The following is a 13,301-nucleotide window of genomic DNA, read 5'->3' on the forward strand; positions in this document are numbered from 1 at the left end:
GCCTCTCAGCGCCCGGTCAGTTCCCCGTCCCGGGCCACGACGCGCCCCGCGCGGACCACCAGGTCCCGCTGGGGGAGGTCCACCAGGATCTGCGGCAGGCACTCCCCGCGTACGAGGAGGAAGTCGGCCGGAGAGCCGGGCTTCAGGTCGGTCTCCGGGAGGCCCAGGAGGCGGGCCCCGCCGTCGGCGCCCGCGCGGAAGGCGGCCTCCAGCTCCTCGTCGAGGCGGGCGTCGCCCACCCAGGCGAGCAGGTGCGCGCGGTGCAGCATGTCGGCATTGCCGAAGGGGCTCCAGGAGTCCCGGACGCCGTCCGAGCCGAGGCCGACCTCGACCCCGTGTGCGCGCAGCCGGTCGATCGGGAGGACCAGGTCGGAGCTGGGCGCGACGGTGGTGAGGGAGATTCCGGCGTCCGCGAGTTCCGCCGCCAGCTGGTCCAGCTCGCGTCCGGGCAGGCCGGGGACGCAGAAGACGTGGCTGACCGTCACCTTCCCCTGCAGGGAGAGGGCCCGGGTGCGGGCGATGATCGCGCGCAGCGACTCCAGCCCCGTCGCGGCCCGCTCGTGCAGATGGATGTCGACGCCCACGCCGTGCCGGTCGGCGATGCCGAAGACCAAGTCGAGCTGCTCGTCGAGGGCCTCGTCGAAGCCGATCGGGTCGATGCCGCCGACCCGGTCGACCGCCCCCGTACGGGCCGCCTCCTCCAGCAGCTCCCGGGTGCCTGGCGTGCGGATCACCCCGTGCTGGGGGAATGCCACGATCTCCACGTCGAGCGCGTGCCGCAGGTTCCGGCGCGCCGAGCCGACGCCCTCGACACCCGCCAGGTCGAAGGCCGGGGCGACGTCGGCGTGGGCGCGCATCGCCCGTGTGCCCCGGGTGACCGCGTGGCCCATCAGCCGCTCCGCCCGTTCCTTCAGGGGCGTCCGCAGAGCGCGGTAGAGCTTCACGTCCTCCTCGGCGTACTCGGCGATGGAACCGGCCGGGTTCCGGCTCACCCAGGGCTCGCCCCACGCCGTCTTGTCGGGGTGGATGTGGGCGTCGACCAGGGTCGGCAGCGCGATCCGGCCCCCGCCGTCGACCACCTCGGCGCCGTGCGGGGCGGGGCCGGAGGTGAGGAGGCCGTCGACGGCCACGAGGTCGGTGGGCCGCTTCGCCCCGTAGGGCCGGACGTTCCTGAAGACCGTGGCGCGGGCCGGGCGGCCCGGGGCGGCCTCGGCCGCCGGGGCGGTGGCGGTCGCGGCGGCGCCCGCGAAGGCGGCGGTGCCGACCAGCACGCCGCGCCGGGTCAGGCCGGTGGCGGCGGGGGAGTGGGGGTGCATCACAAGCTCCTTCGGAGGCGGGGGATCAAGCGGCCTGGACCTGGAACCCGGCGCGCACGACGTGGGCCGGGCGGGTCAGCACACCGGGGTCGGCCAGCGGGTCACCGTCCACCACGAGGACGTCCCCCGCGTAACCCCGGGCGAGGCGGCCGACCGTGGAGCCGAGGCCGAGGAGCTGGGCGGCGCCGGTGGTCGCCGTGCGGAGGGCGTCGAGGGCGGGCAGTCCGGCCGCGTGCATGAGGACCACCTCGCCGCCGACCGGGTCGACCGCGCCGCCCGAGGAGTCGGTCCCGGCGGCGAGCGGTACGCCCAGCTCGTGCGCGGCCAGCACGGCCCGCTTCAGGACCGGCAGGTAGGTGCGGCCCCGCTCGGCCAGCACCGGGTCCGGGGAGTCGGCGAGCCCCGCGATGGCGGTGAGCGTCGGCGTGAAGTACGTACCCCGGTGGCGCATCTCGTGCAGGGTGCGCTCACCGACGAAGGCGCCGTGCTCCAGGGAGCGGATGCCCGCCGTCACCGCGTCGTGGCACCCCTTCTCGCTGTAGCTGTGGCAGAGCACGCCCTTGCCGCCGCGCCGGGCCGCCGCGACGATCGCGGAGAGCTGCTCGTGGTCGTAGACCTGGGTGAGCGGGTCCTGCTCCGGCAGCCCGGCGCGCTCGTTCACCCGGGTCTTGACCGTGTCGGCGCCGCGGGTGAGGTTCACCTCCACCACGCGCCGCAGCGCCTCGGGCGAGCGCACCCCGTCGCGGAGCCGGGCCAGCGGGGCGAGTTCCGGGTCGGCGAGGAGGGTGTCGCCGAGGTCCGGCGTGACGAAGACGCCCGCCGCGCGGAGCCGGGGTGCCTGCTCGGGGACCTGGCGGGCCAGTTCGCGTACGGCGATGTCCTGGAAGAAGTTGGTAGAGCCGCTGCGCGCGCTGGTCGCGCCCTTGCGGACGGCGTCCCGCGCCTCTGCGGCCGTGTTGAGGTGGATGTGCGCGTCCACCAGGCCGGGCAGGACCCACCGGCCGTGCGCCCGCAGCACCGGCACGCCGGACGGGACGCGGTTGCCGAGCCGGGCCCGCGACCCGGCCGCGCGGACGACGCCCCCGGTGATCACGACGACGGCGTCCTCGGTGACCTCGCCCGTCTCCGGGTCGAGCAGGGTGCCGCCCTCCACGACGAGGTCCCCGCCCCGGCCGGCCCCGCCCCGGGCCGCCTCCGGCGCGCCGCCCGAGGCGGCGGCGGGGGAGACCGCCTGGGCCAGCACGGCCGAGGTCCCGGCCAGCGCCGCCGCGCCCGCGAGGACACCCCGCCGGGTCAGACGGCCGGAGGGAGGCGGGGTGTTCTCGACGCACATGGGAGGGCTCCTTCAGCCGCGGAAACCGAACAGGGAGCACTTTGTATACCAGGGGAGTGGAGAGGCTGGGAAGGAGAGGTTCCGCTCTGCGGACAGGAGGGAAGAAGGCGCGCTTTGCGCCGAATCGGGAGAATGGGAGGCGGGAGTGTGGGTGGCCCGCTCGGGGGTCGGCGTTGCTGGTATACCAACCTAGGCGTCGTCGAAGAGGGAGCGCAGGGCCACCGTCCGGCTGTCCCGGACGTGCAGCAGGGTGCTGGCCGCCGCCGACTCCTCGTCGCCCGCCGCGATGTACCGGAACATGACGGCGTGCTGGGCCCGCATGTGCTCGGGCTCCTCGCGCATCCCGAAGAGCAACTGGAGCTGTCCGCTGAGCTGTTCCATGGTGCGGGCGAGCATCGGGTTGCCGCTCAGCGCCACGATGTCCTCGTGGAAGGCGGTGTGCGCGGCCACCTCGCGCGCCCCCTCGTCGGCCCGTGCGGCCTGCTCGGCCCGGTCGAGGGAGCTTCGCAGCGTGGCGGTGCCCGGCAGCTCCTCCGGGGCGGCGCGCGCCACCCGCCGTGCGGCGAGCCGGGACGCCTGGACCGCGAGCGGCTCCCACACCTCGTACAGGTGCTCCACGTCCGCCCGCTCCAGCCGGCGCACCCGCACCCCGCTGTGCGGCAGGAGTTCGAGGAGCCCTTCGCCGACCAGGGCCCGCAGCGCCTCACGCACCGGGACGCGGGACATCCGCAGCTCCTCGGCGACCTCGCGTTCCACCAGGCGGGCGCCCTGCGGATAGCGGCGGTCCACGATCCGCTGTCGGACCGCGTCCCGGGCCCGCGCGCTGAGCGAGGTGCGCTCCGCGGGCGGTACGTCCTCACCCCGCGGGCCCGGCCGCGTTCCGTCCCGCCCTGCGCTGCTGCCCGCCACGTACGCCATCCTCCGCTCGGCCTGCTTCCGGGCGAGGATACGCGCGGCACAACCGCCCTGCTCACGGCGCTATGCTCGCGACCTGTGACTGCCACCCTCGTCGCCAAGGACCTCAGCGCCCAGCACGGCGACCGCACCCTCTTCGAGGGGCTCGACCTGGTCGTCGCCCCGGGCGACGTGATCGGGCTGGTCGGTGCCAACGGCGCCGGCAAGTCCAGCCTGCTGCGCCTCCTCGCGGGACTCGACGCGCCCGGCCGGGGCGGCGTCGGCCGCACCCCGCCCACCGCCACCGTCGGCCACCTCCCGCAGGAGCCCGACCGGCGCCCGGGCGAGTCCGTACGGGACTTCCTGGCCCGGCGCACCGGCGTGGCCCGCGCCCAGGCGGAGCTGGACGCCGCGACCGAGGCGCTGGTCGCCGGGGCCGAGGGCGCCGACGACGCGTACGCGACGGGACTGGAGCGGTGGCTCGCCCTCGGCGGCGCCGACCTCGACGAGCGGGCCGAGGAGACCGCCGCCGCGCTCGGCCTGACCACCGGCCTCGACCACCCCATGACCGCCCTCTCCGGCGGCCAGGCGGCCCGCGCCTCGCTCGCCTCGCTGCTCCTCTCCCGCTACGACGTCTTCCTGCTGGACGAGCCCACCAACGACCTCGACCTCGACGGCCTGGACCGGCTGGAGGCGTTCGTCACCGGGCTGCGCGCCGGAACCGTCGTCGTCAGCCACGACCGCGAGTTCCTCACCCGCACCACCACCAAGATCCTCGAACTCGACCTGGCCCAGCAGCAGATCCGCCTCTTCGGCGGCGGCTACGCGGCGTACCTGGAGGAGCGGGCCACCGCCCGGCGGCACGCCCGCGAGGAGTACGAGGAGTACGCGGGGAAGAAGGCGGCGCTGGAGGAGCGCGGACGCACCCAGCGGGCCTGGATGGACAAGGGCACCAAGAACGCCCGCCGCAAGGCCGGGGACAACGACAAGCTCGGCCGCAACCTCCGCAGCGAGGCGAGCGAGAAGCAGGCCGCCAAGGCCCGCCAGACCCAGCGGATGATCGAGCGGCTGGACGAGGTCGAGGAGCCGCGCAAGGAGTGGGAGCTGCGGATGGAGATCGCCGCCGCGCCCCGCTCGGGCGCGGTCGTCGCCACCCTGCGCGACGCGGTGCTCCGCCGGGGCGGCTTCCGGCTCGGCCCGGTCTCGCTCAGTGTCGACTGGGCCGACCGCATCGCCATCACCGGCGCCAACGGCTCCGGCAAGTCGACGCTGCTCGCCGCCCTGCTCGGCCGCGTCCCGGTCGACGAGGGCTCGGCCGTCCTCGGCTCGGGCGTCCTGACCGGCGAGGTCGACCAGGCCCGGCACCTCTTCGACGGGCCCGAACCGCTCCTGGAGGCGTTCCGTTCGGCCGCCGACGACATGGACCCGGCCGAGGCACGCACCCTGCTGGCCAAGTTCGGCCTCAAGGCCCACCACGTGCTGCGCCCCGCCGCGACCCTCTCGCCGGGGGAGCGGACCCGGGCGGCGCTCGCCCTGCTCCAGGGCAAGGGCGTCAACCTGCTGGTCCTGGACGAGCCCACCAACCACCTCGACCTGCCCGCCATCGAGCAGCTGGAGTCGGCCCTGGAGGCGTTCACCGGCACACTGCTGCTGGTCACCCACGACCGGCGGATGCTGGAGGCGGTACGGGTGAACCGCCGCCTGCGCGTGGCGGACGGACGGGTCACCGAACTCTGAGCCGGGTCGGGGCTACGAGGTCAGACGCCCGCTTCCTCGCGGGGCGCGGGGACCGCCTCGGCCCCCGCTCGCCGTTTGGGTGCCCAGCCGAGCAGCCACGGCAGGAGCAGGGCGAGCAGCCCGACGGCCGTCCACACCCCGCCGACCACCCAGACGGCACCGGCGGTGACCAGGACGGGCACGAAGGTGACGGTGAGCGTCTCGACCGGCGCCACCGGGATGTACGCCACCCCGAACTCCTCCAGGGTGCCGCTCTTGAGCTTCGGGTCGACCATCCGCAGCAGCGCGATGGCGGTGGCGGCGGCGCCGGTGGACCAGCCCCAGGTGACGACGGCCTTCTCGAACCAGTTGCCCTCGAAGAGCCGGGGCGCCACCCACAGGAAGAGGAAGAGGCAGAGCGCGAGGCCCAGGGCGAACATCCCGAGCAGCGGCAGCCACCAGTCGGCGACGAAGCTCGGCACGATCGAGGCGATGCCGCAGGTGATGAGGACGTCGGTGGCGGTCCCGGAGACCGACTTCAGCGACTCGCCGTCGATGTACCCCCAGGCCGGGGTGCGGGCCAGTACGGCGCGGATGGCGAGGCCCACGATGAAGGCGAGGGCGAAGACCGGCACCATCAGGGAGGGGAACAGCCCGGTGAACCACTCGGAGACGCCGTAGGCGACCGCCGAGATGACGAGGACCACGCAGATCTGGATGCCCAGCGGCTCCACCGAGGAGGGGGAGGTGGTGGCGAAGCCGGTCGCGGTCCGCTCCTCGGACCGGGTCACCAGGCCGGTCCGCAGCTCCTCGGGGAGCGTCTCGAAGCGGCCCATGCCCTGGGTGTGGCCCTTGCGGGCGCCCCAGTTGTTGAGGATGATCCCGCCGACCACGCCCGCCAGCATCCCGGCCGTCGCCGCGGTGAAGCCGAGCGAGGAGGCGCCCTCCCAGCCCGACGCCTCGAAGGCGGTGCCCAGCGCGGCCGCGGTGCCGAAGCCCCCCGCCCATCCGGCGAAGAGCAGCGTGCCGAAACCGTCCGGCACGTCCCAGAAGAGGCCGAGCACCACCAGCGCGAAGATCATGCCGAGGCCGACCTGGAGCGCGTACGCCGCGACGCTGTACGAGCCGTAGGCGCCGGCCGAGCGGCCCATGCCCTTGAAGGAGAGCCCGTCGGTCAGTGCCAGGCAGGCGAAGACCACCACGATCAGCACCGAGGCGTAGGTGCCGAGCTGGTCGGAGAAGGGCAGCAGCCCGAGCCCTTCGGGGCCGAGGGCCAGGCCGAGGAATCCGGCGATGACGCTGGCGGGGAGCATCAGACGCTGCACCAGCCGGACACGGGCCCGCAGAACGGTACCGGTGACCAGGAGGGCGGCGAGCAGACCGGCGTCGCTCAGCAGCGACCAGGGCGTGAAAGTCATACAGGCTCCGGAAGGCCCGGGTCCCTCGTGGGGACCGTGTCGAGTGGGGGGGGGGGGGTCCCGGCGGCGGATCACGCGGGCCGGGATCTTCGAAAACGTTCCGGGGTTTTGTATCAGCTCCGCCACAGAAGCGGAAAATTTGCTTCCGCTTCAACTGCCGCTCAACCAGCGGCCCCTCACCCGGCAAAACCGGGCATAACGTGACCGAAGGGTGCGGCATCCGGCCCTCGGCCCGTTCCTGCTGTGAGAGTCCTCGCGTCCGTTCGTGTGCGGATGCGGTGAAGTGGGCGGGAACGGACGCGCCCGCCCCGGTCCGTGGGGACCGGGGCGGGCGTGGTGGTCAGCGGGAGTCAGCGCTGCTTCGGGTCGACCAGTCCGGCCCGCCGCAGCGCGTCGGCCATCGCGTCGTTGGCCGGCGGCGGAGCCGACTGGCCCCGGCCGCCGCCCCGCCCCTGCCGCTGCTGCGGGGCGCGTGCGCCGCCGCGCCGCTCGCCCTGGCGGCCGCCGCCGCCCTGGCCCTGCGCCGGCCGGCCCCCGCCGGAGCGGCCCTCACCACCGCGCCGCTCACGGCCGCCGCCGGCCGCGCCCGGCTCGTCGTCCAGCCGCAGGGTGAGCGAGATGCGCTTGCGCGCCGCGTCCACCTCCATGACCTTGACCTTGACGATGTCGCCGGGCTTGACCACCTCGCGCGGGTCCTTGACGAAGTTCCGCGACATCGCCGAGACATGCACCAGGCCGTCCTGGTGGACACCGACGTCCACGAAGGCGCCGAACGCGGCCACGTTGGTGACGACGCCCTCCAGCACCATCCCGGCCTCCAGGTCGGAGAGCTTCTCCACGCCCTCCCGGAAGGTGGCCGTCCGGAAGGCCGGACGCGGGTCGCGCCCCGGCTTCTCCAGCTCCCGCAGGATGTCCGTCACCGTCGGCAGACCGAACTTCTCGTCCACGAACTCCTGGGCATTGAGCGACCGCAGCGTGGCCGCCGACCCGATCAGCACGTCGACACCGCCCGCCGCCTTCGCCATCCGCCGCACCACCGGGTACGCCTCCGGGTGCACCGACGAGGCGTCCAGCGGGTCGTCCCCGCCCCGGATGCGCAGGAAGCCCGCACACTGCTCGTACGCCTTCGGGCCCAGCCGGGAGACGTCCTTGAGCGCCTTGCGGGAGGTGAACGGGCCATTGCTGTCGCGGTGCGCCACGATGTTCTCGGCGAGGCCCGAGCCGATGCCCGAGACCCGGGCCAGCAGCGGCGCGGAGGCCGTGTTGACGTCCACTCCGACGCCGTTGACGCAGTCCTCGACCACCGCGTCCAGCGAGCGGGAGAGCTTCACCTCGGAGAGGTCGTGCTGGTACTGGCCGACCCCGATCGACTTCGGGTCGATCTTCACCAGCTCCGCCAGCGGGTCCTGGAGCCGCCGGGCGATCGAGACGGCGCCGCGCAGCGACACGTCCAGCTCCGGCAGCTCCTGCGAGGCGAACTCGGAGGCCGAGTAGACCGAGGCGCCCGCCTCCGAGACCATCACCTTGGTGAGCTTCAGCTCCGGGTGGGCCGCGATCAGGTCGGCGGCCAGCTTGTCGGTCTCCCGGGAGGCGGTGCCGTTGCCGATGGCGACCAGCTCGACCTGGTGCGCCCTGGCCAGCGCGGCCAGCTTCTCCAGCGACCCGTCCCACTGGTTGCGCGGCACGTGCGGGTAGATCGTGTCGGTCGCCACCACCTTGCCGGTGGCGTCCACCACGGCCACCTTCACGCCGGTCCTGAAGCCCGGGTCCAGGCCGAGCGTCGCCCGGGTCCCGGCCGGCGCGGCGAGCAGCAGGTCGCGCAGGTTGGCGGCGAAGACCCGCACCGCCTCGTCCTCGGCGGCCGTCCGCAGCCGGCTGCGCACGTCGATGCCGAGGTGCACCATGATCCGGGTCCGCCAGGCCCAGCGGGCCGTGTCCAGCAGCCACCTGTCCCCGGGGCGTCCCCGGTCGGCGATCCCGAACCGGGACGCCACCTCCACCTCGTACGAGGAGGGCGCCGACGGGTCGGCCTGCGGCTCCTCCGGCTCCAGGTTCAGGTCGAGTACGCCCTCCTTCTCGCCGCGCAGCATGGCGAGGACCCGGTGCGAGGGGAGTTCGGTGAACGGCTCGGCGAAGTCGAAGTAGTCGGAGAACTTCGCCCCCGCCTCCTCCTGGCCCTCGCGGACCTTGGCCGCCAGCCGCCCCCTGCCCCACATCCGCTCGCGCAGGGTGCCGATGAGGTCGGCGTCCTCGGAGAACCGCTCGGCCAGGATCGCCCGGGCGCCGTCCAGCGCGGCCTGGGCGTCGGCCACGCCCTTCTCCGGGTCCGCGAAAGCGGCCGCAGCCGACAGCGGTTCGGCCGAGGGGTCGCCCAACAGGCCGTCCGCCAGCGGCTCCAGCCCCGCCTCCTTGGCGATCTGCGCCTTGGTGCGCCGCTTCGGCTTGAACGGCAGGTAGATGTCCTCCAGCCGCGCCTTGGTCTCGGCCGCCCCGATCGCCGCGCGCAGTTCGTCGGTCAGCTTGCCCTGCTCGGCGACGGATTCGAGGACGGCGGTGCGCCGCTCCTCCAGCTCCCGCAGGTACCGCAGCCGCTCTTCGAGGGTGCGCAGCTGGGCGTCGTCCAGCATCTCGGTCGCTTCCTTGCGGTAGCGCGCGATGAACGGCACCGTGGCGCCGCCGTCCAGCAGCTCGACGGCTGCCCTCACCTGCCGCTCCCGCACGCCGAGCTGCTCGGCGATCCTGCTCTCGATGGACCCGGTGCTGGGTGTGGTCACGATCTCCGTACCGCCTTCTCACTGAGGGTGCGCCGCAATTGTGGCAGCCCGCCCCGCCACACCCGCACACCCGTCCACCGGCCGTGTCACCCCCGGGACCACGCCGGGCAGTTCACGCACACCTGCACGTGCTCGTACCACGTGCTCGCCGGAAGCCCACCCGTCCTGGTCCACCATGCCGACAGGCCCCTGTCGAGACGATGGAGAAGAAGTGACCTCTGACCTGGATTTCTACGCCCACGTCGCCACCCGTGGTGAGGTACTGGGGGCGGGCATCGGCGCGCAGCCCGCCCAGTGGGAAGCGGCGCTCGGCACCGATCACCTCGACACCGAGGAGGCAGACCTGCTGCGCCGGGACTACGGGCTCGTGGAGCTGTCGTTCCAGAGGGACGACGACGCCTGGCCGTGCTTCGGGGTCAGTCTTCAGGTGCACCGTCTGTCCCAGGACACCGCATCCGAGGTACCGGCGCCCCTGCGCGAGGTGTACGGCGAGTTCGCTCCCGCGGTCCGGTTCGACCAGTTGACCGACGCCATCGCCAAGCTGGGCCACTCCGTGGAACCCGAGCCGGACGCGGCCGGCGCGTCCGTGGGTATCCACCGCCACCGGGTGCCCGGGTCCGGCGTGCGGATCTTCGTCCGCGTGCGGGAGGGCGCCCGGTGGCAGGCGGACGCGGTCTGGAGGCTCAGCGTGTCTCCCGCCTGGTGGCGGGAGGCCGAGTGACCGGGCCGACTCGTACGCCGGAGCGCTCAGCCGCGTCCCAGCATGCCGTCGGGGAAGGCCCCGGCCGCGATGATCCGGCCGAACAGGTCCTTGGCCAGTTCGGTCAGGCGCAGGGTGCCCTCGGCGCCCAGGTGTTCGTAGGGCGCGGCGTCCAACCGGTCGGTGCGCTCCTCCAGTTCCGCCCGCAGTGCCGTGCCCTGCTCGGTGAGGGAGCCCTCCTGGTCGAGGATGGAGCGGGCGACCAGCCGCGCGCTCGCCTCGTCCCACTCCTGCTGCGTCCAGCCGCGCGTCCCCAGCACCCACTTGGGTGCCATGCCGAAGCCGGTCGCGGTGTGGCTGATCAGCGCCTCCAGCGGGTCGAGCTCCGCGTCGAGCAGCGCGGCGATGTGGGCGTCGCCCCGGTGCTCGCGCAGCAGGGTCGCGGCGTGCCAGTAGGCGAGGTGCGGCTCGGCCGGGACCGGCAGGTCGGCGTGGGCGGCGTAGAGCGGGCGGCCGGGGCGGGCGCATCCCTCGGCGGCGCGCAGCGCCAGCTCGGCGGCCTCGGCCACGTCCGGCGCGGCCACCGCCTCCTCGCCGAGCAGGCGCCGCAGGGTGCGGTCGGCCGCGCGCAGCCGTGCGTCGAGGACCTGGGCGGGGGTGGCCACCTCCCAGACGGCGGGCAGGTGGCGGGCGACCAGGTCGTGCCGGAAGTTGAAGAAGGTGGCGGTCACCGTGCCGGGGCCGACCGCGCCGAAGGCGGCGGCCCGGGAGGCGAAGTAGGCGGCGTTGGGGTCGGTGACCCCGAGCGCGGCCATCTCCTCGCGCAGCTCGCGGGAGAAGTAGACGGCGGAGTGGAACGGGTTGACCGCGTGGTGACAGCGGCGTCCGGCGCGTGCGGGAAGAGTGCTCATGGCCCAGACGTTACCGACCAGTCGGTATGAGTGGGAAGGGCGGGCGCCCTCCCCGGTTCACTCGCCCGTGCTCGCGGGCGTCCAGGTGAAGTGGGGCGTGCGGCGCTCCAGGAAAGCCGCCACCCCTTCGGCGGCGTCGGTGCTGCGCCGGGCCTCGTCCTCCCAGTGGACGATCCGGTCGGTGCGGCCCGCCACGAACTCCTTCGCCGCCGCCTGGGACAGCGGCGAACGGGCCGCCAGCACCGAGGTGAACGCGGCCACCCGCGCCCCCAGCCCGCCGACGGGCAGCACCTCGTCCACCAGGCCGCAGCGCAGCGCCCGCTCGGTGCCGATCAGCTCGCCCGAGAAGAGCAGGTACTTGGCGGTGGCGGGCCCGGTCAGGGCGGCCAGCCGCGCGGTGGACGAGGCGGGGTAGACGATGCCCAGCTTGGCCGGGGTCACCCCGAAGCGGCTGCCCTCCTCGGCGAACCGCAGGTCGCAGGCGGCCGCCAGCTGGGCGCCGCCGCCCACGCAGGCCCCGCGCACCGCCGCCAGCGTCGGCCGCGGGAAGGCCGCCAGCGCCTCCTCGGCCAGCACCGCCAGCCGCTGCGGCGCGTCACCGCCCTCGGCGGAGGCGCCGAGCGAGGAGATGTCCGCCCCGGCGCAGAAGGTCTCCCCGGCCCCGGTCAGCACCAGGGCCCGCACCGACGGGTCCGCCGCCAGCTCCTTGAGGAGCGGCGGCAGCGCGCGCCACATCGCGGCGGTCATGGCGTTGCGCTTGGCCGGGTGGTCGATGACGACCGTGGCGACGCCCTCGGCGACGGTGTGGCTCAGCTGCGGCTCCATGGCCCGGATGCTATCCGCGCCGGGCGCGGCTCTCGCGGGCACCCTAGGCTCGGAGTCAGGGGGCCGCCCGGACACGAGGAGGTACCCCGAATGGCCCGGCACAAGGACGAAGGCCCGAGCGCGAGCGGCCGCGAGCGCCGGAAGCTCGGCAGAGGCTTCGGCTGGCTCGCCTTCCTCGGCGTGGTGCTGGTGATCGCCGGAGCGGTCGGCCTGGTCTACGTCGGCGTCGCCACCCTGACCTCGATGCTGCTCTTCGGCTGGCTGCTGCTGATCGGCGGCGTGGTCGGGCTGCTGCGGGCCGTCCAGTCGCGCGGCTCGCACTTCTTCTGGCTCGTGGTGGTCGTCGCCGCCCTCAACATCGCGGCCGGGGTGGTCATCCTGCGCAGGCCCGACGTGGCGGCGGAGGCGCTCACCATGTTCGCCGCGCTGCTCTTCCTCACCGGCGGCGTCTTCCGGCTGGCGGGCAGCCTGGTGGTGCGCGGACCGCAGTTCGGCTGGACCCTGCTCCAGGGCCTCTTCGGCCTCGCCCTCGGCGTACTGGTGCTCGCCGAATGGCCGAGCAGCAGCCAGTACGTCATCGGCACCTTCTTCTCCCTCTCCCTGCTCTTCGACGGGCTGTCGCTGATCTCGACCGGTATGGGCGGGCGGAGCGTCGTCTCCGACCTGGCCGACCGGACCGAAGGCGGGCAGGACGCCGCGTAGCGGACCGGTCGAATCGGGACATGGGGCGCCATCGGCTGGTCGAGTCCGCTCGATACGCGGCATTTTGCGGTCAGGTACCGGACTCGGAGCCGGGCATTCCCAACACTCGGACTGTGGAAGCCACCGAGGCCCAGGACGCCGGAGAGACCGAGGACGGGGACCCGAACATGGATGACGGTGCACGAGGCGGCCCGGCGGGGCCGTCTTCGGGACCCGCCGCACCGCCGGTGGCGGCGCCCGCGCCTCCCGGGCCGCTGCCGTACGAGGGTGTCTGGCGCTTCACCGCCGACGCCGAGGACGCCGCGGTACCGAGCGCCCGGCACGCCGTACGGGACCTGCTGCGCCGCCAAAACGTTCCCGCACCCCCGGACCTGGTGCACGGGCTGCTGCTCATCGTCTCCGAGCTGGTCACCAACGCCGTACGCCACGCGGCCCTGCTGTCGCCGACGGTCGGCGTCGAGGTGGCCGTCGGGGCCGCCTGGGTGCGGGTCGCCGTCGAGGACAGCCACCCGTACCGCCCGACCGCGCTCGTCGCCGACCACGGGCAGACCGGCGGCCGGGGGCTGCTCCTGGTCCGGGAGATCACCGCGGAGGCCGGCGGCGTCTGCGACGTCGAGCACACCGCGGCCGGCGGGAAGATCATCTGGGCGGCGCTGCCGCTGGGCCCGGGGGCGGGCGGCGCGCCGGTGCTCCCGGCCCCCGGAGGCTGAGC

General features: G+C 74.3%; 11 protein-coding genes. 4 read left to right on the plus strand and 7 right to left on the minus strand.

Annotation, left to right across the window (positions count from 1 at the left end; genetic code table 11):
• Positions 1-5 precede the first annotated feature (5 nt).
• The 3 genes from IF45_RS0113875 to IF45_RS0113885 all read right to left on the minus strand — a co-directional run bounded on the left by IF45_RS0113875 (position 6) and on the right by IF45_RS0113885 (position 3,567).
• Positions 6-1,316, minus strand: coding sequence for an amidohydrolase family protein (locus tag IF45_RS0113875; protein WP_030307654.1), 1,311 nt, complete (start codon positions 1,314-1,316; stop codon positions 6-8).
• 25 nt (positions 1,317-1,341) lie between these two features.
• The gene (locus IF45_RS0113880; protein WP_030307656.1) at positions 1,342-2,649 is read right to left on the minus strand and encodes an amidohydrolase family protein; all 1,308 of its coding nucleotides are present in this window, start codon (positions 2,647-2,649) and stop codon (positions 1,342-1,344) included.
• 189 nt (positions 2,650-2,838) lie between these two features.
• Complete coding sequence (locus IF45_RS0113885; protein ID WP_003952066.1) at positions 2,839-3,567, minus strand: GntR family transcriptional regulator; 729 nt, start codon at positions 3,565-3,567, stop codon at positions 2,839-2,841.
• Positions 3,568-3,642: 75 nt separating this feature from the next.
• Between IF45_RS0113885 and IF45_RS0113890 the strand changes: the two genes are divergently transcribed.
• Positions 3,643-5,280, plus strand: coding sequence for an ABC-F family ATP-binding cassette domain-containing protein (locus IF45_RS0113890; protein ID WP_030307658.1), 1,638 nt, complete (start codon positions 3,643-3,645; stop codon positions 5,278-5,280).
• Between the two features lie 20 nt (positions 5,281-5,300).
• On the opposite strand, the gene IF45_RS0113895 is transcribed toward IF45_RS0113890, so the two are convergent.
• Together IF45_RS0113895 and IF45_RS0113900 are read right to left on the minus strand one after the other, a co-directional pair.
• Positions 5,301-6,677, minus strand: a complete 1,377-nt coding sequence (locus IF45_RS0113895; RefSeq protein ID WP_008416417.1) for a sodium/glutamate symporter — start codon at positions 6,675-6,677, stop codon at positions 5,301-5,303.
• Between the two features lie 350 nt (positions 6,678-7,027).
• Entirely contained in the window at positions 7,028-9,451 is a 2,424-nt protein-coding gene (locus IF45_RS0113900; RefSeq protein ID WP_003952069.1) for a Tex family protein, read from the minus strand.
• Positions 9,452-9,662: 211 nt separating this feature from the next.
• Between IF45_RS0113900 and IF45_RS0113905 the strand changes: the two genes are divergently transcribed.
• Positions 9,663-10,172, plus strand: a complete 510-nt coding sequence (locus IF45_RS0113905) for a hypothetical protein (RefSeq protein WP_003952071.1) — start codon at positions 9,663-9,665, stop codon at positions 10,170-10,172.
• A 26-nt stretch (positions 10,173-10,198) separates the two neighbouring features.
• Here IF45_RS0113905 and IF45_RS0113910 read toward each other — a convergent pair whose 3' ends face one another.
• Positions 10,199-11,062, minus strand: coding sequence for an SCO6745 family protein (locus tag IF45_RS0113910; RefSeq protein ID WP_003952072.1), 864 nt, complete (start codon positions 11,060-11,062; stop codon positions 10,199-10,201).
• A gap of 57 nt (positions 11,063-11,119) precedes the next feature.
• Entirely contained in the window at positions 11,120-11,887 is a 768-nt protein-coding gene (locus tag IF45_RS0113915) for an enoyl-CoA hydratase/isomerase family protein (protein ID WP_030307660.1), read from the minus strand.
• A gap of 90 nt (positions 11,888-11,977) precedes the next feature.
• Here IF45_RS0113915 and IF45_RS0113920 point away from each other — a divergent pair, with 90 nt between their 5' ends.
• Complete coding sequence (locus IF45_RS0113920) at positions 11,978-12,589, plus strand: HdeD family acid-resistance protein (protein WP_030307662.1); 612 nt, start codon at positions 11,978-11,980, stop codon at positions 12,587-12,589.
• A gap of 167 nt (positions 12,590-12,756) precedes the next feature.
• Positions 12,757-13,299, plus strand: a complete 543-nt coding sequence (locus IF45_RS0113925) for an ATP-binding protein (protein WP_234479272.1) — start codon at positions 12,757-12,759, stop codon at positions 13,297-13,299.
• The last annotated feature ends 2 nt before the right edge of the window (positions 13,300-13,301 follow it).

The sequence above is a fragment of the Streptomyces albidoflavus genome (assembly GCF_000719955.1).
In the GTDB taxonomy this organism is placed as follows: Bacteria; Actinomycetota; Actinomycetes; order Streptomycetales; family Streptomycetaceae; genus Streptomyces; species Streptomyces albidoflavus.